General features: G+C 54.4%; 19 protein-coding genes. 4 read left to right on the top strand and 15 right to left on the bottom strand.

From position 1 onward, the window contains the following. Positions 1-446: 446 nt before the first annotated feature. Complete coding sequence (locus AYI96_RS13690; protein WP_144361793.1) at positions 447-902, top strand: hypothetical protein; 456 nt, start codon at positions 447-449, stop codon at positions 900-902. A 1455-nt stretch (positions 903-2357) separates the two neighbouring features. Here AYI96_RS13690 and AYI96_RS13685 read toward each other — a convergent pair. Beyond that, a complete protein-coding gene (locus tag AYI96_RS13685) occupies positions 2358-2990 on the bottom strand; it encodes a DUF2913 family protein (protein WP_144361792.1) in 633 nt (210 codons plus the stop codon). A gap of 295 nt (positions 2991-3285) precedes the next feature. Here AYI96_RS13685 and AYI96_RS13680 point away from each other — a divergent pair, with 295 nt between their 5' ends. Further along, the gene (locus tag AYI96_RS13680) at positions 3286-3843 is read left to right on the top strand and encodes a DJ-1/PfpI family protein (RefSeq protein WP_025889577.1); all 558 of its coding nucleotides are present in this window, start codon (positions 3286-3288) and stop codon (positions 3841-3843) included. Positions 3844-4013: 170 nt separating this feature from the next. Here the strand turns inward: AYI96_RS13680 and AYI96_RS13675 are convergent, their stop codons facing one another. The 12 genes from AYI96_RS13675 to leuS form a co-directional block, all read right to left on the bottom strand. Beyond that, the gene (locus tag AYI96_RS13675; protein ID WP_039034330.1) at positions 4014-5315 is read right to left on the bottom strand and encodes a DEAD/DEAH box helicase; all 1302 of its coding nucleotides are present in this window, start codon (positions 5313-5315) and stop codon (positions 4014-4016) included. 272 nt (positions 5316-5587) lie between these two features. Further along, positions 5588-6769, bottom strand: coding sequence for a serine hydrolase (locus AYI96_RS13670; protein ID WP_071477045.1), 1182 nt, complete (start codon positions 6767-6769; stop codon positions 5588-5590). A 128-nt stretch (positions 6770-6897) separates the two neighbouring features. Next, complete coding sequence (locus AYI96_RS13665) at positions 6898-7689, bottom strand: septal ring lytic transglycosylase RlpA family protein (RefSeq protein ID WP_039034328.1); 792 nt, start codon at positions 7687-7689, stop codon at positions 6898-6900. Next, entirely contained in the window at positions 7676-8671 is a 996-nt protein-coding gene (mltB, locus tag AYI96_RS13660; protein WP_101095962.1) for a lytic murein transglycosylase B, read from the bottom strand. Before mltB ends, AYI96_RS13665 begins: the two co-directional genes overlap by 14 nt. An 11-nt stretch (positions 8672-8682) precedes the next feature. Beyond that, positions 8683-9786 (bottom strand): rod shape-determining protein RodA, encoded by a 1104-nt coding sequence (rodA, locus tag AYI96_RS13655; protein WP_039034326.1) that lies wholly within the window; start codon positions 9784-9786, stop codon positions 8683-8685. After that, positions 9770-11614, bottom strand: coding sequence for a penicillin-binding protein 2 (mrdA, locus tag AYI96_RS13650; protein WP_409928944.1), 1845 nt, complete (start codon positions 11612-11614; stop codon positions 9770-9772). The genes rodA and mrdA overlap by 17 nt, the downstream gene beginning before the upstream one ends. Before the next feature lie 87 nt (positions 11615-11701). Next, on the bottom strand, positions 11702-12172 hold the full coding sequence (gene rlmH / locus AYI96_RS13645; RefSeq protein ID WP_039034324.1) for a 23S rRNA (pseudouridine(1915)-N(3))-methyltransferase RlmH: 471 nt from the start codon (positions 12170-12172) through the stop codon (positions 11702-11704). After that, positions 12172-12501, bottom strand: coding sequence for a ribosome silencing factor (gene rsfS, locus AYI96_RS13640; protein ID WP_025011675.1), 330 nt, complete (start codon positions 12499-12501; stop codon positions 12172-12174). The genes rlmH and rsfS overlap by 1 nt, the downstream gene beginning before the upstream one ends. A 91-nt stretch (positions 12502-12592) precedes the next feature. Next, on the bottom strand, positions 12593-13249 hold the full coding sequence (gene nadD / locus AYI96_RS13635; RefSeq protein ID WP_144361790.1) for a nicotinate-nucleotide adenylyltransferase: 657 nt from the start codon (positions 13247-13249) through the stop codon (positions 12593-12595). A 9-nt stretch (positions 13250-13258) separates the two neighbouring features. After that, the gene (gene holA, locus AYI96_RS13630) at positions 13259-14290 is read right to left on the bottom strand and encodes a DNA polymerase III subunit delta (protein ID WP_144361789.1); all 1032 of its coding nucleotides are present in this window, start codon (positions 14288-14290) and stop codon (positions 13259-13261) included. Further along, positions 14290-14799 carry an LPS assembly lipoprotein LptE gene (gene lptE, locus AYI96_RS13625; protein ID WP_025011678.1) on the bottom strand — a complete coding sequence of 170 codons (510 nt, stop codon included), beginning with the start codon at positions 14797-14799 and terminating at the stop codon, positions 14290-14292. Before lptE ends, holA begins: the two co-directional genes overlap by 1 nt. Positions 14800-14816: 17 nt before the next feature. Next, on the bottom strand, positions 14817-17396 hold the full coding sequence (gene leuS / locus AYI96_RS13620; protein WP_144361788.1) for a leucine--tRNA ligase: 2580 nt from the start codon (positions 17394-17396) through the stop codon (positions 14817-14819). Between the two features lie 122 nt (positions 17397-17518). Here leuS and AYI96_RS13615 point away from each other — a divergent pair, with 122 nt between their 5' ends. Beyond that, on the top strand, positions 17519-18019 hold the full coding sequence (locus AYI96_RS13615) for a zinc ribbon-containing protein (RefSeq protein WP_071477041.1): 501 nt from the start codon (positions 17519-17521) through the stop codon (positions 18017-18019). 141 nt (positions 18020-18160) lie between these two features. Here AYI96_RS13615 and AYI96_RS13610 read toward each other — a convergent pair whose 3' ends face one another. Continuing rightward, the gene (locus AYI96_RS13610; protein ID WP_039034318.1) at positions 18161-18631 is read right to left on the bottom strand and encodes an FKBP-type peptidyl-prolyl cis-trans isomerase; all 471 of its coding nucleotides are present in this window, start codon (positions 18629-18631) and stop codon (positions 18161-18163) included. Positions 18632-19085: 454 nt separating this feature from the next. Between AYI96_RS13610 and AYI96_RS13605 the strand changes: the two genes are divergently transcribed. Further along, positions 19086-20396 carry a short-chain fatty acid transporter gene (locus AYI96_RS13605; protein WP_028781171.1) on the top strand — a complete coding sequence of 437 codons (1311 nt, stop codon included), beginning with the start codon at positions 19086-19088 and terminating at the stop codon, positions 20394-20396. On the opposite strand, the gene AYI96_RS13600 is transcribed toward AYI96_RS13605, so the two are convergent. Further along, positions 20383-20931 carry an HPP family protein gene (locus tag AYI96_RS13600; protein WP_162206685.1) on the bottom strand — a complete coding sequence of 183 codons (549 nt, stop codon included), beginning with the start codon at positions 20929-20931 and terminating at the stop codon, positions 20383-20385. The two genes, AYI96_RS13605 and AYI96_RS13600, sit on opposite strands and share 14 nt — an antisense overlap. Positions 20932-21017: the final 86 nt, after the last annotated feature.

The raw sequence follows: 21017 nt of genomic DNA, 5'->3' as shown, positions 1-21017 counted from the left end.
CCATGAAGGCCAAATATGGCGGTAAATGGTGCCGGGGTAAGCAACAAAGCCAAGCAATACATCCCCATTAACCTTAAACCCTTGGTGATTTTGCAGAAACAGGCTTAAGCCTGCCGTTGGCCTGCCTGGTAACTGCAGTTTTTGTATGAAGCATGCAGATTACTCGTCTTAGAGAGTCTACTTCCAAAAATACGTCGTTATTTATCAGAGACTGACCCCTGCAACGAGCTTCCTTGCGGCTCAGAAAGTGTTTAGGATGTCCTGTATATTCTTTGCAACGAGCTTCCTTGCGGCTCAGAAAGTGTTTAGGATGTCCTGTATATTCTTTCTTGGCGGTTTCGGTTCAAAGTTTAGCTTATGTGTTTATGGCACAATGGTTTAAGTAGGGTGGCAGCGTTGTTCACCCCTTAACGCGGCGTTATAACACAAAAACTAAGGAGTACTAAATGTTTAAAAAAGTAATATTCGGCCTGTCTGCTGCAGCAATAATGTGTAGCATATCTGGGTGCGGAGATTCGGCGGCAGAAATCACTATGGAAAATGTTGAAAGAATATCTAAAACCAGCGCGCTTAGTGATGCTGGACTAATGTCATTTCAACAAAACCTAGCGCAGTGTAATAAAGACAACTCCTGCCAGAGTAAAGCGATATATGAAATGTATGAAAGTGCATTCTCTGAGGCTGGATTTTCTCAAATAGAAACGGCAATCAAATATAAAGAAAAAACTGAAGAATTAGCCAAAATGACACCCACAATGAACTCTCAAAAACTATTAATTAATTGGGGGCAGGCACTGATTGGGGTTTATTCTTGCCTTGATAATAGTTCTTGCAAGGAGTGGCTGTTGGAAACGGGCAGAGTGTCTGAATCAGATCTCGGAAAGTTAACCCCCTCAGCTTAATGTTATGGTCTGGACGCTCACTGCGTTCGCGCCGCTAAGCGGGGCGTCGAAAAAGATCGAAAAAAGATAGGACAACCATACCTTTTTGATGCTTTACACGGCTTTGACTAGGCTTTGAAATACCCATCAAAGCTCAGTTGAGGTTAGTTATGACTGTTGCCCGTAAAAACAACAAAGACACCCATTATTAGCTGTGAGTAGCTTGAAACATCTGAAGTGTCAGCAGACATACACCTATTTCCCAGGCACAGGCGGAACTGTGACCGTCGAAAACAGGGACGTTTTCGTCGAGGCTACATGGACGTATTCACGCCGAGTCACAGGATCGCCTGTGCGAAAGGTGCACCGCAGGTGATGAGTTACAACTTAGCTAGCCGCTAGGATCAAGTTCATTAGTGAGTTTTGGCTTAAAGCCATGATTGCCGCTGTGCCAGCGGCATAAAGTCGTGGAGCTTCGCCCACACCCGAGGAAAGGGGGCTGTATCGACTCGCCCCCTTTCCAAACCCCCAGCGACCCGCGACGCAGCGGACAACCCCTTGTGCTTATGATGTCAATTCGCTATCGCGCCAGACGCTCATCCCTGATTCGACTGGCGCTGCTTCGGCATCCATGCCTCGCTACGCGATTGTCATCAACGCCCTGCGGCCGCTTCGAGCGGGAGCCGGTGCAATTCTGTGACAATGGAGTAGCTTGAAATATTTGAGAGATCTGCAGATATACGCCTAATTCTAGGCACAGGCGGAACTGTGACCTTCCGAGCCAGGGATGGCGAGGTAGAGCTTACAAGGACGTACTTGCAGCGAGTCACAGGATCGCCTGTGCGAAAGGTGCACCGCAGGTGATGAGTTACAACTTAGCTAGCCGCTAGGATCAAGTTCATTAGTGAGTTTTGGCTTAAAGCCATGATTGCCGCTGTGCCAGCGGCCTAAAGTCGTGGTGTTCCACACCACACCGGGCAAGAGGCTTTGCTTGTTCAAAGCCCCTTGCATCCCCAAGGACACCCCCGACGTAGCCGAAATCCCCGCTGGCTTATGAAACAAATTGGCTACACTCAGGACTCGCCAAATACATCCATGCATAACGGCCAGCTCGCCTTCCTTGGCTCGCGCTCATGAACTTGTTGCTTCGCAACATTCGCCTTGCTCGACCTTCGAGCCTCGACGTCCCTGTCTCGGCTACGCCAATTTGCAACAACACCAGCGGCGGCTCCGAAGGGGGAATGGGTGCAAGTTTTCCCACACAGAGTCGTATTCAGCTACAGACATACGCCTATTTTCCAGGCATAGGCGGAACTGTGACCTTCCGATCCAGGGAAGTACTCGCAGCGAGTCATAGGGGCGCCTGTGCATAAGCCTGCGGCAGGCAATGGGCTGGAAGCCCAATCAATGTTATTTGGCTCCTGCGGTGAGCGTGTTCACCAGTGCCATTCCCAAGGTCATTTCCGATGCTGAAAGTTAAGCTTTGAGCAATGCCAATGCGGGCTGTTGGTTATCAGGATAGAGTCGATAAGCTTTATGGTGCTTGATGCAACTGGCTTTCTTATCCCCCTGGCTGAATAGAAGCGCATGTTTGACAGCAAACTGGGCAATCAACTGCTCGTCGGCGCGGATATAAAGGGTGATGGGTTTAATCAAGTTGCCATCGAGCAGATGCTGCTGATACTGCTCTGTGGAGATCACCAAGCTGTTTTGCCCCTGGCTGTCTAATTTGAGTTTACCGCTTACTTCACAGTCGAGGATGACGAGCCAGCCTTCGGCCTGGAGCTCGGTAATCAGGTTCTGGAGCGATTGCCCCACTGCGGCATTATTGATGGCTGGCAGATACTGCGCCTGGATACGTTTAAGCACCTCGGGTAACTTGGCACCGGCACCCAGGCTTCGTCCCTCTCTTATCCAGCGAGTGAGATCTTCTGCCACTAACTTTGAGAAACGCTTCTCTTTTAGTGACTGCACCATCCAGTTGCAGAGGAAATGACTTTCCGCCGCCGGGGTCTTGATGCTGCCGGCGGCATGGTTACGTTCCGCCAAAGCAGCGAGGCCGGCTTGGGTTAATGCCAGCAAGGCCTGATTGTAGCTTTGTTCTGTCATTGTATTTCCGCGTATAAGAGATATGGATGGGGCGCTGAGTATACCCTATGCTGCAGTTATCAATATCAGGTAGACAAAGAAAAACCACCACAATGGTTATCAGTAAGACAGTTATCCGATCTGTCTTCGCCGCTATCTTACTGTAAATTTTTCAATCTCAAGGATATCTCTTGTCTGCCGGGCAACTGGGTTGTTTAATGAACAAGGTGAGGTAGTAGTCGGATGTTACCTCTGCCTCTATGGGCTTGGTTAAGATGAGTCTGATGGTGAGTCGATGGAATAACAGGAGAAGACAATGGCTAACGTATTGATCCTTGCCGGTGATTATGTGGAAGACTATGAAATCATGGTGCCGTTTCAGGCGCTGCAGATGGTGGGCCATAAGGTGACTGCCGTGTGCCCTGACAAAGAGGCTGGTGATACTGTCAGGACGGCTATTCATGATTTTGAAGGCGATCAAACTTACAGTGAAAAACCTGGGCACAATTTCGTTCTCAACGGTGACTTTGAGCAGATAAGTGCCGATGACTTTGATGCGCTGCTGATCCCCGGCGGCCGAGCACCCGAGTATCTGCGTCTCTATGATGAAGTGCTTGAGCTGGTGCGGGCCTTTGCCAAGGCGGATAAGCCGATTGCCGCCGTCTGTCATGGGGCGCAACTGCTGACCGCCGCTGGAGTGGTGCAGGGTAAGAAGGTGTCGGCTTATCCCGCCTGTGCCCCCGAAGTACGCCAAGCCGGTGGTGAATATGCCGATATCGAGGTGACAGAAGCGATTACTGACGGCAAGTTGGTTACAGCGCCGGCTTGGCCTGCCCATCCTCAGTGGTTGGCTCAGTTCCATGCCTTGCTCTGAATTCGGTAAACAAAAGCGCTTATCCCTTAGGGGAGCAAGCTTTGCCGCCGAGAATGCGAGTGTTTCCAGCCGGTAGAAAGTCCAGCTAAAACCCAATTAGCCAAAAGCCGCGCAGTGCGCGGCTTTTTAGTGGTTCAACATAGGAGCAAAAGCCCGTCAAGCGGGGCGGCTCACTTGAGCTTCTTTGGCTTGATGCCGCTGGAGCCGACTTTAACCTTAACTCTGCGGCCGGACATGCTCTTTTCCGCTGCGACCTGCTCCGAGGCGCTGCTGGCACCCGGCTTTTTCTTGGCGAAGCTGCGGCGCTTTTGCAGTTGCTTGAGCAGGAGATCGCGATTACTCACTTCATAGCCTGGCATCATGATGCGCTTGAGTTTTTGGCCGATCAGTTTTTCAATGTCGGCCAGGGTGCGCTCTTCTTCGCGGCTGACAAAAGAGATGGCGACACCCGTCTTGCCGGCGCGGCCGGTGCGACCGATACGGTGCACATAGTCCTCTGCCAGGAAGGGCAGATCGTAATTGACCACATACTCGAGATCCGGAATATCCAGGCCGCGGGCGGCCACTTCGGTGGATACCAATACCCGTACCTTGCCTTCCTTGAATTCTCTGAGCGCCCGGCGGCGGCTGCCCTGGGCTTTTTCACTGTGCACCACGGCACTGGCGATACCGTCGAGATTCAGCTCCTTGACCAGATGATCCGCATCTTCACGGGTGGCGGTAAACACCAGCACCTGCTGCCAGTTCTTGCGCCCGATAAGTTCAGACAGGAGTTCACGCTTGCGGCGCTGCTCTACCGGGTAGACTACCTGGCTGACGGTCACCGCTGTGGTGTTTTGGCGGTCGGCGGTGATGACCTTGGGCTTGTTCATTATCTCATCGGCTAGGCGCCTTACCGCGCCAGAGAAGGTGGCCGAGAACATCAGATTTTGCCGCTGCTTGGCGGCGCTCTGAAGTATTTTGTTGATATCGTTGATAAAGCCCATATCCAGCATACGGTCGGCTTCATCCAGCACCAGCACTTCCAGCGAGCCCAGACTCAGGTTACCGGCCAGTAGTTGTTCCAGTAAACGCCCCGGAGTGGCTACCACTATGTCGGCGCCTTGCTTGAGCTTGTTGACCTGAGATGCTGACTTGACGCCGCCAAACAGGGTGGCCACCGACAACTGCAGGTATTTGCCGTATTGGCGGGCATTGTCGGCAACCTGGGACACCAGCTCACGGGTCGGTGCCAGGATCAGGGCCCGGATATTGCCGGGTTTGAGTTCGAGCGGGTTATCCTGCAGGCGCTGCAAAATAGGCAGCACAAAGGCGGCTGTCTTGCCTGTGCCCGTCTGGGCGCTGGCCAGTACGTCCTGACCGCGGCGAACCGCAGGGATGGCCTGTCTCTGAATCGGTGTCATGCTCTCATAACCGCACTCTTTGAGCGCGCGGAGTATTTCGGGGGCAAAACTATAAGATTCAAACTTCATCTCGATATTCCTGTATTCAACCGCTTGGCGTGTGTCTTAGCTATTTCGGGTGTCGGCGGCCCAAATGCCGGAAGCTCAGGCCTGAGTATACGCCAAGTGCCGGGATAACCCGGGCGGGCGCGGAGTATAGCAAAAAAATTCACCAAGGCCCGATCATTTCTGCTTTATTCTTGCGCTGCAAGGATAAATGACCTCAGGCACTGCTGATATCAATGTTTTGGGCAGATACAAGAATGCCGCCCGCAGGCGGCATTCTCTCACAATTTATCGGCTTAGCTGAACCAGCCGGCAAACATCTGCTTGAAGTAGTCCATCAGCTTGCTGAACCAGCTGCCTTCGTTGACTTCTTCCAATGTCACCAGTGGGAACTGGGCAATGTCTTTACCATCAAGCTGGAAGTATACCCGGCCGACGACTTCACCCTTGGCCAGCGGTGCGGTGAGCTCTTTGGTAAGTTCGAAGTTGGCTTGCAGGTTTTTAGCCTGGCCCCGGTTGATGGTCACAGGAGTGTCAGTGGTTACACCCAAGTCCACTGTGTCACGGTCGCCATACCAGATCTTCTGGGTGACAAAGCTGTCACCGGCCTTGTAAGGAGTGATGGTTTCAAAGAAACGGAAGCCATAGTTGAGCAGTTTCTTGCTCTCGGCCTTACGGGCGGCTTCACTCTTGGTGCCCATGACCACGGCAATCAGGCGCATGCCGTCTTTGGTGGCCGAGGATACCAGGTTATAGCCGGCACCCGAGGTGTGGCCTGTCTTGATACCGTCGACATCGAGGCTGTTATCCCACAAGAGGCCGTTACGGTTGTACTGCTTGATACCGTTGTAGGTAAAAGATTTTTCTTTGTAGATATCGTATTCGTCGGGAACATCACGAATGAGGGCCGCGCCCAGCAGCGCCATATCATAGGCGGTGGACTTGTGGTTGTCTGAATCCAGGCCGTGGGAGTTTTCAAAGTAGCTGTCACGCATGCCCAGCTGTTTGGCCCAGGAGTTCATCAGATCGACGAAGGCGCCTTCGGTTCCGGCAATGTGCTCGGCCATGGCGACACAGGCATCGTTACCGGATTGGATAATGATACCCCGATTCAGATCCGAAACTTTAACCGTCTTGCCGACTTCGATAAACATCTTGGATGAGTCGGGGAAGTTCTTCGACCAAGCGTTCTTGCTGATGGTCACGTCGTCATCGGCAGAGACGTTACCTGCCTTGATCTCCTGACCTATGACATAGCTGGTCATCATCTTGGTCAGGCTGGCTGGGTTAAGGCTTTCGTAGGCGTTATTTTCCGCCAGTAAGCGTCCTGAGTTGTAATCCATCAAGACATAAGCCTTGGCGGCAACGTCCGGTGCATCTGGGACGACTATCGGGGCATTGTTGGCCTGTGCGGCGGAAACCGAGGCACAGGCCAACAACAGAAAGGCTTTCGCGGGACTTTTTACAAAATTCATCATTACCTGAATACGTCTTCTGGTTGGAGTCGGAAAATATGCTGAAATTGGCAGCGAGTATAACATTAGTCGACCGGAAATTTCAGTTAAGGTTCCTTAATTAGTTAAAAATGTGGTGGAATTTTGAACGCTTATGTTTTTGGTTCAGTCACCATATAGCTGCTCGGAAAGCCGTCCTGCTTCAGCTTTTCCAGCAATTTGGCGGCAATACCTTCATGGCTGACCGGCCCAAGTTGCAGCCTGTATACCGACTTGGCATCTGTGATTCGGCTCTTGACCTGGTATTTGTTTTCAAGCTCTGAAGCCAACTCAAGCAGACGTTCGCGCGAGCCGGATGCCATCACCTGTACATAGTGCAGGTTGTTGCTGCGAAGTTCGGCCATGGTCTGGCTCTCTTCACTGTCTTCAAACAGGACTTCCAGTCTGACCTTGGCGGTGCCTGTTTTCAGCATGTCCAGCCGGTAAGCCGCGGCGTAGGACAGATCTATCACCCTGTCTGGGTGAAAGGGGCCACGGTCATTGACCCTGACCACTACGCTCTTGTTGTTGGCCAAATTGGTGACCCTGACATAGCTGGGCAGTGGCAATGTCTTGTGCGCCGCGGACATGGAGTACATGTCATAGGTTTCACCGTTGGAGGTCAGATGGCCGTGAAACTTGGCACCATACCAGGATGCCAGCCCCTCAACCTTGTACCCCTTGCCGGACGGCATCACTTGGTAGGATTTGCCTCTGACCTGGTAATCCTTGTTGCCCTGTTTGCTGTAGGGCTCGAATCTGGGATGGGCATCTTCCACCTTGGAGACATCCGGTGCATCGGCCGGAGGCCTATCATCTTTCATGGTGTAACGGCCCGAGTTGCCGGCACAGGCGGCCAGCAGAATCGAGGCGGTCAGTGGCAGCAATAGTTTAAGTCTTGTCATGGTGGGCTTTTAGTTGTTCACTGAATTGATAAACCGCCATGGCGTACAGCGGGCTGCGATTGTAACGGGTGATTACATAGAAGTTGTTCAGCCCCAGCCAATAGTCTTTGGCATCGGCCTGTTCCAGCTCGATAAGCAGCGCTTTTTGGCTGGCATCCAGATCCCGGTTTTCCATCAGAGCCACCTCGGGGGAGAGGATATCGGCCACTTGGTAATTGAGCTTTTCTCCTTTCCAGACCTTGGCCTTGGGCGTGGCCGTTGTGCTCAGTTCCAGTGCCACCGGCTCACCGGCTTTCCAGCCGTGACGGTGAAAATAGTTGGCTACTGAACCTATGGCATCGTCGACACTGCCCAGCAGATCCCGCTTGCCGTCACCGTCAAAGTCGACGGCGTAGGCCAGATAGCTTGAAGGAATAAACTGGCCATAACCCATAGCGCCGGCGTAGGAGCCCAGGAGCGTTTCCTTATCGAGTTGCTCCTCTTTAAGCAGCGTCATCAGTTTGGCAAACTCGCCGCGAAAGAAAGTCGCCCGTGGCGGGTAGTAGAACCCCAAGGTATAGAGGGCATCGATCACCGGGTACTTGCCCATATAACCGCCGTAGAAGGTTTCAATACCGATAATGGCGACTATGATTTGCGGATCAACGTCATAGGTCTTGGCGGCGCGCGCTATGGTTTGCTCATGTTGCTGCCAGAAATTCAGCCCGGCTTCGAGGCGCTTTTCGGTCAGAAAAATGGGGTAGTACTGATGCCAGGGTTTGGCCTCCCAAGGGCTGGAAATGGCGTCCAATACCGCCTGGTTTTTTTGGGCCGAGGCGAGGAAGCTTTCGACTTCTTCCTGGCTAAAGCCTTGGCTCTGTTGCTGTTTGATAAAATCCTGTTTGAGCTGCTCGGAAGCGGGCACCTCGGCGGTGGCACAGGCGCTGAGGTTGAGACTCAGCAGCAGGCCCAGAGGGGCGAGCAGCTTTTTGAATGTCGGCATCTAAGGCGTTCCTATCTGTCGATGAAGCGTCTATGGGTGTGAATACTCATTAGAATGCCAAAACCGGCCATCAATGTCAGCATAGAGGTGCCGCCATAACTTATCAGCGGCAGCGGGACTCCTACTACGGGCAAAATACCGGACACCATGCCGATATTCACAAACACATAAACGAAGAAGGTGAGGGTCAGCGAGCCGGCCAGCAAGCGGGCAAAGCTGGTTTGGGCCCTGGAGGCGATCACCAGGCCGCGGCCGATCACATAGAGATAAAGCGCCAACAGTAGCAGACTGCCGATGAGGCCAAACTCCTCGCCGATCACGGCGAAGATAAAGTCGGTGTGGCGCTCCGGCAAAAACTCCAGCTGCGATTGAGTGCCATCGAGCCAGCCTTTGCCCCAGAGTCCGCCCGAGCCTATGGCAATTTTGGACTGAATGATGTGGTAGCCGGTACCGAGCGGATCGGCCTCGGGATCCAGCAGGGTCATCACTCGATTGCGCTGGTAGTCGTGCATCAAAAAGAACCATAGAATCGGCAGCAGCGCCAGCACGGCGGCAATAAAACCACCGACAATGGCCCAGCTCATACCGGAGAGAAACAGCACAAAGATCCCCGAGGCGGCCACCAGAATTGAGGTACCGAGATCCGGTTGTTTGGCGATAAGCAGAGTGGGGATCAGCAAAATCACCCCGGCACCGGCCAGATAACGCTTCTTCGGCGGCAAGGGAAACTTGGAGATAAACCAGGCCATGGTGATCGGGAACGCCAGTTTCATCAGCTCAGACGGCTGAAACTCCATAAAGCCCAGATTGAGCCAGCGTTGGGCGCCCTTGTTGATCTCACCGAAGAAATGCACCCCCAGCAGCAGCGCGACCCCGGCAAGATAGATGGGCAGAGCCCAGCGGCGAAATACCTCGGGGTTAATCTGGGCAAGGATCAACATTAGTCCAAGGGACAATCCCATACGGAATAGCTGCCGCTCCATCATGGCCAGGTCTTCGCCGCTGGCAGAATAGATGACGAACAGGCCAAAGCCCATCAGGCCCAGGATGCCTAGCAGCAGTGGCAGATCGATATGCATCTTCTGCCAGATATTGGGTTTACGGCTGTGGCTCATGTTTCAACTCCCAGGTATCCCGTAGCAGATATTCGTCCAGCATGGCCCGGGCAACCGGCCCGGCGTTGGCGCCACCCCAACCGGCGTTTTCCAGTACCACCGCCAGCACAATTTTTGGATCTTCGTAGGGGGCATAGGCGATGATCAGCGCGTTATCGCGCAGATGCTCGTCAATGGTGTCCGCATCATACTTCTCATCTTCGGCAACGCTGAAGACCTGGGCGGTACCTGTCTTCATCGCCGCAGTATAACTGGCATCGGTGAAGCGACTCTTCTGCGCGGTGCGGCGCATGGCTTCGTTGATGATCTCCCAGTTGTTTTTGTTTTTCAGCACTATCGGTGGCCTTTCATCCACCGGCGTCTCGATGCGGGCTGTGTTGTCCTTGATGGCCTTGAGCAGGTGCGGGGTAAAACGCTTGCCGCGGTTGGCCAAAATGGCTGTGGCATTGGCCAGCTGCAAAGGCGTGGTGGTCCAGTAACCCTGACCAATCCCGACCGAGATGGTGTCGCCTATGTACCAGGGTTGGTTGTACTTGAGGCGTTTCCAATCCCTCGATGGTATTACCCCGGCAGATTCTTCGAAGATATCCACCCCGGTATTCTGACCGAAACCGAATTGATCCATAAAACCGGAGATCTTGTCGATGCCCACCTTGTAGGCCATGTCGTAGTAGAAGGTATCGCAGGAGTGAACTATGGAGTCATATACATCCACCCAGCCGTGGCCCCAGCGTTTCCAGTCGCGATATTTACGGTCGACCCCTGGGATCTGCCAGAAGCCGGGATCCCAGATGCGGGTCTTCTCGCTAATGGTTTGATCTTCCAGCCCCAGGAGCGCCAGATGCGGCTTGACCGTGGAGGCCGGGGCATATTGCCCTTGGGTTGCGCGGTTAATCAGGGGACGCGAGCGGCTGTTGAGCAGCTCGCTGTAGGCTTTTGAACTGATCCCGTGCACAAATTGGTTCGGGTCATAGCTGGGGCTGGAGACCATGGCCAGAATACCACCGTCTCTTGGGTCTATCGCCACGATTGAGCCGCGGCGGCCATCCAGCAGTTCGGTGGCCTTTTGCTGCAGCTGCAGATCCAGTGTCAGGTAGATATCCTGTCCGGGCTCGGGCTGGGTCACCTTGAGGGTGCGGACACTGCGCCCCAGGTTGTTGACCTCTTCCTCCAAATGCCCGGGCAGGCCGTGGAGCAGGCTCTCATAGAACTTTTCTATACCCTGTTTGCCTATGTCCTTGGTGGCGGCATAGTTTTTCCAATTGCCGGAGCGTTCCAGCGCGTCTCTGTCTCTGGAGTTGATTTTGCCGACATAGCCGAGCACATGGGTCAGCAGGCTGCTGTAGGGATAGTGACGTTTGAGACCGGCATCGACATAGAAACCATCGAACCTGTGTTGGTTAACACTGAACAGGGCCACCTCATCTTCCGTCAGCCTGGTCTTGAGCGGCAAGGGCTTGAAGCGGCGGTGATATTTCAGTGACTCGGTGAAGCTGTCGCGCTCATCCTGACTGAGGTCGATAACGGTTGAGAGTTCATCCAGCGTCTGCTGCATGTTCTTCACCTTCTCCGGGATCACTTCCAGGGTGTAGAAGGGCAGGTTCTCTGCCAGCAGCTTGCCGTTGCGGTCATAGATCAGGCCGCGGCTGGGTGCCAGCGGTACCACTCGGATACGGTTATCATTGGAGCGGGTTTCGTAGTCTTTGAAAGATACCACCTGCAGATAGTAAAGATTGCCGAGCAACAGGCTGAGCAAAGCGACCACGCAGACAAAGGTAAACAGCGCCCGGCGTTTGAACAGTGCCGCCTCGGCGGCGTGATCATGCATGGTTATTCGCTTTCTACGCGGCAATGGATTCTCTCCGGCTCAAACAGTTAATGCAAAGTCAGCTAAAGCAAGTGGCTCTTGGGTGCCTTATTCCCTGTGGTAGGGATGATTGTTGTTGATGCTCCAGGCCCGGTACAGACTCTCGGCCACCACGACTCTCACCAAAGGGTGGGGCAGGGTCAGGGCCGACAGACACCAGCTTTGGCTGGCGGCTTGTTTACAGGCAGGAGCCAGGCCTTCCGGGCCGCCTATCAGCAGGCTGACATCCCGGCCATCGAGCTGCCACTTTTCCATGGCAGAGGCGAGCTCCGGAGTCGTCCAGTTCCTGCCCGGCAGATCCAGAGTGACGATATGGTTGCCCTTGGGGATCGCGGCCAACATGGCTTCGCCCTCTTTTTGCAGAATACGGGCTATATCGGCATTCTTGCCCCGCTTGCCGGCGGGGATTTCAACCAGCTCCAGCGCCATGTCCCTGGGGAAGCGGCGCTGGTACTCGGCGAAACCCTTGCTGACCCAGTCCGGCATTTTGGTGCCTACGGCAACGAGTTGCAGTTTCATCAGGCGTTGGCGTCAGACCAGAGTTTTTCCAACTGGTAATGTTCGCGGGTTTGCTCCTGCATCACATGCAGAATCACATCACCCAGATCCACCAGAACCCAGTCGCTGCTGTCGCGGCCTTCTACGCCCTGAGGTTGCATACCGGCTTGTTTGGCTTCGGCAACTACATTTTCAGCAATGGCGCGAACATGGGTCTTGGATGTGCCTGAGCAGATAACCATAAAGTCGGTCACGTTGGACTTTTTGCTGACATCCAGCACGACTATGTCCCGGGCCTTGAGATCATCGACCTTGTCGACAACAAATTGTTTCAGTTCTGTGCCTTGCACGCTGAAGATCCTCTCATGTTTTTGATCAAGCGCAGTAGTATATCAGCGCTGGCGGGCAAGTCCCATAGGATTTATCGCCCATCCACCGCAGTTAACCGCCAAGATAGAGACGGTTTGTAACTATATATTCGAGCACGGCTTTGGGCATGGCGGCGCTGCAGGCATTAATGTTACCGGCGGCGATGGCGCGGCGAATGGCCGTGGAGGAGAAGGGCTGCGGCTTGACCGAGAGGCTGATGATTTTGCCGCTTTGATGTTGGCCCTTGTCTCTCGCTGCCAAGGCTTGTGCGACCGAGCAGCCTCTTTGGGCCAGTTCGGTTTGGATTTCGGCGTCCTTTGGCAGGTGCCAGTCCGGGCGCTGGCAAACCACCAGGTTACACAGGGAAAACAGCCGCTGCCATTGATGCCAGCTCGGCAGCGACAGCAAGGAATCTGTACCCATGATGAATTGAAATTCGGCGCCTGGGAAAGCCTGCTGCAGCGCTTCCAGCGTTGCGACGCTATAGGAGGGGGCATTGCGTTTGAGCTCGATATCGCAAATGTCCATATCGGGGAACTCGTCGCAGGCCAGTTTAAGCATGGCCAGGCGCTGCTCGCTGCTGGCGGTGGCGTTGGCCTTGTGCGGCGGAATATGGTTCGGCAGCAACCAGAGTTTATCCAGCTCTAGCCGGGCTTTGACTTCGGCCGCGGGTTTGAGGTGACCATAGTGAACTGGGTCGAAAGTACCGCCCATCAGTCCGATACGCATCTAGTCTCCTCAGTCGAACTCAATATGGCCAAGATGGCGCGCCGCCTTGGGATCGAACAGCAAACACAGATGGGACAGGCCGGTCCAGTTTTCCTGGCCTTGCTGTTTCAGTGCCAGCTCCAGTTTGGAGGCGATAGCCAGCATGGACTCTATGGCTTCCAGGCTCAGCCGGGTGAGGGCGCCCTGATAGAGCGGCTTGCGCTTGTCCCAAATTCTATGCTTGCCGAACAGGCTATTGAGGCTCTCGCCCTGACTGCGGGCCGATTGCAGCGTCAGCAGCAAGGTCAGCTCTTTTTGCAGCGCCCAATGGATAATGGGCATGGCGGTTTCTTCGGCCTTGAGCTGGGCGAGGATATGTTGGGCCTTATCCTGTTGGTTGGCCAGCAGGGCATCGGTCAATTGGAACACGCTGAAGCGGGATTGATCTTCGAAGTAGCGGCTCAACTCTTCGCTGTCCACAGGACGGGCACCGGCCAGCAGTTGCAGCAGTTGCATCGCCTGATCGGCCGCCAGCAGATTGCCTTCGTAGAGGGCATACAGCATGGCTCTGGCATCGTTTTTGAGATTGAGCCGATAGTATTGAATACGGCCGTCGAGCCAGCGCTGAAACTGAACCCCTTCGGGGGTAGCGCAAGGAACATAAAGACCTTGACTGTCCAGGGCCTTGAACCACTTGCTGTTTTGCTGATCGCGGCCAAGCTTGGGGCCGTCGATGATAAGCAAGATATCCGGGTTTTGTTCGGCGATAAGGCTTTGCAGCATGGCGCCGCCATCGGCGCCCGGCTTGGCCTGTGGCAGGTTGAGCTCTATGATCCTGCGACTGGCAAACAGGCTCATGGCGTGCCATTCGTTGGCGAGATCCTGCCAGTTGAAGTTGGCTTCCTGAGTTAGTTGTAACCTTTCTTCAAAGCCTTGGCTACGGGCGGCAGCCAGGATTTGCCGCTTACTGCTGTCCAGCAGATAGGGATCGTCGCCCAGCAGCAGATAGCAGGATTTCAGCGGCGATAACTGCCGGTGTAACTGATCCGGATAGACCCGCATCAGTTCACCTCGATGGCGGCCAGGGTCTGGATGATGTTATCGGCTGCCTGAATGCGCATCTCTTTGACCAGCAACTCCATCTCCCGGCTCTTGGCCAGCGCGGTGCGGGGGTCGTCGAGATAATCGCGGCGGATTTCCACATCGAAAGGCTGTGCTTCCTTACCCGGTAGAGACACGGCAAAACGCACATGGTAGATGAGTTCATATTCGGCGACGTTGCCTGTGGGGTAGAGCGACAAGGTTGAGCGCTCCAGAGTGTCGCTCAGCAGCACCAGCCGGGGAATGCCCTTGGCGGGTTCCTCTATGCCGACATTGTTGAGACGCAGACGTTCACGCACCAGGCGGCTCAGCTCGCTGTATTTGTCGCTGCTCTCCAGGCTCAGCTTGCTTAGCTCGGGCGGAATGGAATAACTTCCCTGGAGTTGAAAGCCGCAACCGGCACTGGTCATAACGACCAGTGCCAGCAGGGCGAACATCAACTGCTTCACGCTTAAAGATAGTTTCAGCATGGATGTCCTGTTTTTTCTCAGTTGGCGACTATGTTCAGCAGTTTGCCGGGAACATAGATCACCTTGCGGATGGTCTTGCCTTCGGTGTGCTTCATCACCTGCTCATCGGCCAGACCCAGGGCTTCGACCTCTTCCTTGGCAGCATCGGCTGCCACAGTGATCTTGGCTCTGAGCTTACCGTTGACCTGCACCACGATAAGCTTGCTGTCTTCGACCAGTGCAGATTCGTCGGTTTCAGGCCAGCTGGCTGACTCGATATCGCCTTCCATGCCCAGCTCCTGCCACAGGTTGAAACTCAGGTGCGGGGTGATGGGGTACAAGAGACGCACAATGGCCGACAGGGCTTCGGCCATCAGGGCTCTGTCCTGCTCGGTTTCCTGTGGAGCCTTTTGCAGCGCATTCATCAGTTCCATCACAGCAGCAATGGCGGTGTTGAACATCTGACGGCGGCCGATATCGTCGGTCACCTTGGCGATGGTTTTGTGCAGTTCGCGGCGCAGCGCTTTCTGCTCGCCGGTCAGTGCCGCGATATCCAGCGCTGGAGCTTCGCCCTTGGATATATGGTCGTGGGCCAGTTTCCACAGACGCTTGATAAAGCGGTGGGCACCTTCTACGCCTGACTCCTGCCATTCCAATGTCAGCTCCGGTGGTGCGGCAAACATCATGAACAGTCGCACAGTATCTGCGCCGTACTTTTCCACCATCACTTGCGGATCGATACCATTGTTTTTCGACTTGGACATCTTGCTCATGCCGGTGTAAGTCAGTTCATGGCCTTCGCTGTCCACCGCCTTGAGGATCCGACCCTTGTCGTCTTTCTCAACCACAGTCACTTCCAGTGGCGATACCCAAACGCGGGCGCCTTTCTCGTTGCTGTAGTAGAAGGCATCGGCCAGTACCATGCCTTGGGTCAACAGGCGCTTGGCAGGCTCATTGGAGTTAACCAAACCGGCATCGCGCAGCAGTTTGTGGAAGAAGCGGAAGTACAACAGGTGCATACAGGCGTGTTCGATACCGCCTATGTATTGATCTACCGGCAGCCAGTAGTCGGCCTTGGCTGGATCCAGCATCTGATCTGCCTTGGGCGAGCAGTAGCGGGCATAGTACCAGCTGGACTCCATAAAGGTGTCGAAGGTGTCGGTTTCGCGCAGGGCATTTTGGCCGTTGATTGTGGTTTTGGCCCACTCTTTGTCGGCCTTGATTGGGCTTTGGACCCCATCCATGACCACATCTTCCGGCAGAATGACCGGCAGTTGTTCTTCCGGCGTCGGCATCACAGTGCCGTCTTCCAGAGTCACCATAGGGATAGGTGCGCCCCAGTAACGCTGGCGGCTGACGCCCCAGTCGCGCAGACGGAAATTAACCTGGCGCTTGCCTTTGCCTTCGGCACTCAGCTTGTCGGCGATGGCGTTGAAGGCGGCTTCAAAGTCCAGACCATCGAACTCACCTGAGTTGAACAGTATGCCTTTTTCAGTGTAAGCGGCTTCAGAGATATCCAGTTCGCCATCGGCAGGCTTAATCACACCCTTGATAGCCAGGCCATACTTGGTGGCGAATTCATAGTCACGCTGGTCGTGGCCGGGAACCGACATTACGGCGCCGGTACCATAGTTCATCAGGACAAAGTTGGCGGCCCAAACCGGGACTTCTTCACCTGTCAGCGGGTGGATTGCCTTGAGGCCGGTATCGACACCTTTCTTCTCCATAGTGGCCAGCTCGGCCTCGGAGGCGGTGCTCTGCTTGCACTCTTCAACAAAGGCTGCCAGCGCCGGGTTGTTGGCGGCGGCTTTCTCGGCCAGCGGGTGACCGGCGGCAATGGCCACATAGGTCACGCCCATCACTGTATCCGGACGTGTGGTGTAGATGTCGAAGCTATCGTCAGAACCAGCCACCTTGAAGGTCATCTCGACCCCTTCGGAGCGACCAATCCAGTTACGCTGCATGGTCTTGACCTGCTCAGGCCAACCTTCGAGGGTATCGATATCATTCAACAGCTCTTCGGCGTACTGAGTGATCTTGATGAACCACTGAGGGATCTCTTTCTGCTCCACTACAGTGTCGCAGCGCCAGCAGCAACCATCGATAACCTGCTCGTTGGCCAGCACTGTCTGGTCATTGGGGCACCAGTTGACCGAAGAGGTCTTCTTGTACACCAAGCCTTTTTCATACAGTTTGGTGAAGAACCACTGTTCCCAGCGATAGTATTCCGGGGTACAGGTGGCAATTTCACGGCTCCAGTCGTAGCCAAAACCCAGCATTTTCAGCTGGTTCTTCATGTAATCTATGTTTTCATAGGTCCAAGGCGCCGGCGCAGTGGCGTTCTTGATCGCGGCATTTTCTGCCGGTAGACCGAAGGCATCCCAGCCGATGGGCTGAAGCACATTTTTACCCTGCAGACGCTGGAAACGGGAAACTACGTCACCTATGGTGTAGTTACGCACGTGTCCCATATGCAGCCGACCTGAAGGATAGGGGAACATAGAGAGACAGTAGAACTTCTCTTTACTCGGATCTTCGGTGACTTCAAAAGTTTTCTTTTCTGCCCAGTGCGTTTGCACTTTGGCTTCGATTTCTGAGGGATTATATTGCTCTTGCATCAGGTTTTTCGGCAATGCCGCCCATTATTTTGACATGCGCGCTATACTGCGCCGTTTAGATCTGCATAGAATAAACCAGAAGTGAGTCATTAAGAAAGGTTCGTCTTAAAGGAGTATTGGCCATGAGTGAGAGAAGTACGGAGTTACTGGCGCTGTATCAGGCCTTGATTGACAGAGTCAAACAACAGTATGACCAAGATAACTCATTGACAGTGAAGAGCTTATTTAATTCTATCAAGGAAGGGAAAGAGTATTTGGCTATCAAGCAGCAGGCCGGTGAGGCCGAGCTGTCTCTGGTCGAGGAATTCCTCAAGCGGGATATCGCCAGCTATATTCAGAGCCAAACGGAAGATGACATCAGTTACAGCCCTACTATGCTGACGCTGGAAAATACCCTCTGGCACTGGTTGGGTGAAATCAGCGACCGCAGCCAGGTGGAGTGGCACGAACTGGCCCATGAATTCAAACACCATGGCTATTATCAGAGCGGCGATATCGTCAGTCAGGGTAAAATGGTCTGCAGTAACTGCGGCCATGAGATGGACTTCGAGTTCCCAGGCGTTATTCCCGACTGCCCCGAGTGTGACCACTCGGAATTTACCCGTGAAGCGCTGGCGCCCTGAGTTGCCAGCATCCAGATTTTGAATGGACGAGGCCCGGAGTTGCAAACTCGTAAAAAGGGATCGTGTTGTGAGAGCTGGGTTTGAGTGAGAAAAGTGCCAATTAACAAGCCCGGCTTTGGCCGGGCTTGTTGTTGGGGATTGTCAGTTGATCTTGAGCAACTCCACATCAAAAATCAGTACTGAACCCGGCGGGATCGAGCCGGCAGAGCGATTGCCGTAGCCCAGACTGCTGGGAATAAAGAAGCGCATCTTGTCGCCTTCTGTCATCAACTGAACCCCTTCGGTCCAGCCCTTGATCACCTGATTGAGTGGAAAGGCGATGGGCTCACCGCGATCGACCGAGCTGTCAAACACAGTGCCGTCAATCAGGGTGCCATGGTAGTGCACTGTCACCTTATCCTTGGGACCCGGATGAACCTGGCCTTGCCCCTTGTGCAGTAACTGATACTGCAGCCCCGAGTCTGTGGTGACCACCCCCTCTTTATGCTTGTTGGCCTCAAGAAATACCTCGCCCTTGGCAACATTCTCTTTTGCCAGTTTCTGGCCATTCATAGTGGTGAAAAAGTAAAAAATAACTGCGGCGATAACCACCACGGCAAGCAACATTCTCATTTGGGGATCCTCTGTCCTGAAGGTGGCGCTATCTTAGCAGTTGGACTGCGGCATTTACAGCTTAGGGTTATAGTGTACTTTTGTCGGGCTTTATCCCTCGGGCAGACTTGTGTAGGCTATTGATAAAAAAGTGAAAGCTAAGGAAGGTGCGAACAAGTCCCATGTGTGCTCTGCGTCGGCTTACGGGCTTGGATGCAAGGCGTGGTTCGCCGCAAATGGCCTAGTCCTTTGCAAGAAGCACAACACAGCAGGCAGGCCTGTAAGCTACGCCCTTCGGGGCTTTCACAGCAACCGGCTCTCTGCGTTATCCGACTTCGACATGCCCCGGCATGCCTTCAGTCAGATGCCTTGAACGCCAATTGCTGTGCAAGCCAGAGTGCCACGAGGACTTATTCGCACCTTCCCTAAATCAGCTCTCCGCAGAATAATCATAATAAGACTCAAGGAAACCCCTATGCTCAATCGCGCCTCCCGGCCACTGGTCAAGCTGGTGGATAAGTATCTGCCCGATCCCTATATCTTTGTGCTCCTGCTTACTTTATTGGTGTTTGCTGCCGCCATGCTCGGCCAGCAAAAGACACCGGTAGAAGTGCTGGGTTATTGGGGCAGCGGTTTTTGGAACCTGCTTAGTTTCTCGATGCAGATGTTGCTGGTGCTGGTGGCCGGTTTTATGCTGGCCAGCTCGCCGCCGGTGAAGAAGTTGCTGGATGCCATAGCGTCCCTGGCCCGCAGCGCGCCGCAGGCTATCATACTGGTGACCTTGGTTTCCTTGGCGGCCAGTTGGCTTAACTGGGGGTTCGGTTTGGTGGTTGGTGCCTTGTTTGCCAAGGCGTTGGCGCGCCGGGTCAAGGTGGATTACCGTTTGCTGGTGGCCAGCGCCTATTCGGGCTTTGTGGTCTGGCATGGCGGCTTGGCGGGCTCAGTGCCCTTGACAGTGGCCACACCAGGACACTTTGCCGAGGCGCAGATAGGCATTATTCCTACCTCGGAAACTATTTTTGCCGGCTTTAATCTGCTGCTACTTGCCTTGCTGTTTATCATAATGCCGCTGGTCAATCGCTTTATGCTGCCGGATGACAAAGAGTCAGTGATAGTCGATCCTGCGCTGCTCGAGGATGCTGCGCCGACTCAGAGTGAGAACAAACGCCCGGCCGACTATCTGGAGAACAGCCGGATACTCGGGATCCTGGTGGGCCTGTGTGGTCTCGGGTATCTGGGGTATTGGTTCTTTGTTCAGGGGGGCAGTCTTAACCTCAACATAGTCAACTTCCTGTTTCTGTTCCTGGCGATAACCCTGCACCAGACGCCGCGAAGTCTGCTGGTCAGTCTCAATGAGGCGATTAAGGGCGGCGCCGGGATAGTGATCCAGTTTCCCTTCTACGCCGGCATCATGGCGGTGATGGTACAGTCCGGGTTGGCACAGAGTATCTCTTCGGGTTTTGTTGCCATTGCCAGCGCCGAGTCACTGCCATTCTGGAGCTTTATCAGCGCCGGGGTGGTGAATATCTTCGTGCCATCCGGTGGCGGCCAGTGGGCGGTACAGGCACCTATCATGTTGCCGGCCGCCGAGGCTCTTGGCGCCGATGTCGCCAGGGTCGCCATGGCGGTGGCCTGGGGGGATGCCTGGACCAACTTGATCCAGCCTTTCTGGGCGCTGCCTGTGCTGGCTATTGCCGGGCTCAAGGCCCGGGATATCATGGGTTTTTGTCTGATGCAGCTGCTGATCACCGGCGTGGTGATAAGTGTTGCCCTCAGCTGGTTTTAGGCCAGCTATGCTTGCTGATCCCCTTGATATACAGGCTCTTGTGATAGGCCCAACCGAAAGCGAGGATCAGCAGCAACCCCGAAACCACAGGGGTTAGCAAAAACTGCCAGTCGGCCCCGGCCAGCATCACCAGCAAGGGGTTGGCGCCGGCCGGTGGATGTGTGGTGTTAGTCAGCATCATCAGGCCGACACCCAGGCCGGTTCCTAGCCCCAGTGTCAGCGGCGACACTCCCAAGGTGTGCAATAACAAGAGGCCCAGAGCGCAGGTGAGCAGATGGCCGAAGAAGATGTTTTTCGGCTGCGCCAGCGGGCTTTGGGGCAGGGCGTAGAGCAACACCATAGTGGCGCCGAATGGTGCCATCAGCAGCAGACTCCAGCTCAGGTTCTGCGTCAGCATCTCCTGTAATCCCGCCAGTAATCCAATACAGCTTCCGGCGCCCAGTGTGGCCCAGGCGGCAGCCTGCCAACGGTTTGTCGCCGCTTGTGCTGTGTTTTTTGCAGCAGGTGTTGCGGTCAGGGGCGGTGTGTTGTCCATATCTGTTTTCCTTTGGTTGTCAGCATTTTTGCCTGGTAGAACAATCGGTCTACTTTTTATGGTAGACAGACCGTTCTACTTTTGTC

The sequence above is a fragment of the Shewanella sp. MSW genome (assembly GCF_007636515.1).
GTDB classification, from domain to species: Bacteria; Pseudomonadota; Gammaproteobacteria; order Enterobacterales; family Shewanellaceae; genus Shewanella; species Shewanella indica.
The sequence above is the reverse complement of the archived record's forward strand: the minus strand, read 5'-3'. Positions and strand labels throughout refer to the sequence as shown.

Bases quoted from the DNA above. Each gene is read 5' to 3' on its own strand.
- mrdA (WP_409928944.1), bottom strand. From the start codon at position 11,614: ATGCATGATCACGCCGCCGAGGCGGCACTGTTCAAACGCCGGGCGCTG.
- AYI96_RS13675 (WP_039034330.1), bottom strand. From the start codon at position 5,315: ATGAAGTTTGAATCTTATAGTTTTGCCCCCGAAATACTCCGCGCGCTC.
- AYI96_RS13615 (WP_071477041.1), top strand. From the start codon at position 17,519: ATGAGTGAGAGAAGTACGGAGTTACTGGCGCTGTATCAGGCCTTGATT.
- AYI96_RS13610 (WP_039034318.1), bottom strand. From the start codon at position 18,631: ATGAGAATGTTGCTTGCCGTGGTGGTTATCGCCGCAGTTATTTTTTAC.
- AYI96_RS13690 (WP_144361793.1), top strand. From the start codon at position 447: ATGTTTAAAAAAGTAATATTCGGCCTGTCTGCTGCAGCAATAATGTGT.
- mltB (WP_101095962.1), bottom strand. From the start codon at position 8,671: ATGCCGACATTCAAAAAGCTGCTCGCCCCTCTGGGCCTGCTGCTGAGT.
- rlmH (WP_039034324.1), bottom strand. From the start codon at position 12,172: ATGAAACTGCAACTCGTTGCCGTAGGCACCAAAATGCCGGACTGGGTC.
- lptE (WP_025011678.1), bottom strand. From the start codon at position 14,799: ATGCTGAAACTATCTTTAAGCGTGAAGCAGTTGATGTTCGCCCTGCTG.
- rodA (WP_039034326.1), bottom strand. From the start codon at position 9,786: ATGAGCCACAGCCGTAAACCCAATATCTGGCAGAAGATGCATATCGAT.
- AYI96_RS13685 (WP_144361792.1), bottom strand. From the start codon at position 2,990: ATGACAGAACAAAGCTACAATCAGGCCTTGCTGGCATTAACCCAAGCC.
- AYI96_RS13605 (WP_028781171.1), top strand. From the start codon at position 19,086: ATGCTCAATCGCGCCTCCCGGCCACTGGTCAAGCTGGTGGATAAGTAT.
- AYI96_RS13600 (WP_162206685.1), bottom strand. From the start codon at position 20,931: ATGGACAACACACCGCCCCTGACCGCAACACCTGCTGCAAAAAACACA.
- AYI96_RS13665 (WP_039034328.1), bottom strand. From the start codon at position 7,689: ATGACAAGACTTAAACTATTGCTGCCACTGACCGCCTCGATTCTGCTG.
- nadD (WP_144361790.1), bottom strand. From the start codon at position 13,249: ATGCGTATCGGACTGATGGGCGGTACTTTCGACCCAGTTCACTATGGT.
- AYI96_RS13680 (WP_025889577.1), top strand. From the start codon at position 3,286: ATGGCTAACGTATTGATCCTTGCCGGTGATTATGTGGAAGACTATGAA.
- AYI96_RS13670 (WP_071477045.1), bottom strand. From the start codon at position 6,769: ATGATGAATTTTGTAAAAAGTCCCGCGAAAGCCTTTCTGTTGTTGGCC.
- holA (WP_144361789.1), bottom strand. From the start codon at position 14,290: ATGCGGGTCTATCCGGATCAGTTACACCGGCAGTTATCGCCGCTGAAA.
- leuS (WP_144361788.1), bottom strand. From the start codon at position 17,396: ATGCAAGAGCAATATAATCCCTCAGAAATCGAAGCCAAAGTGCAAACG.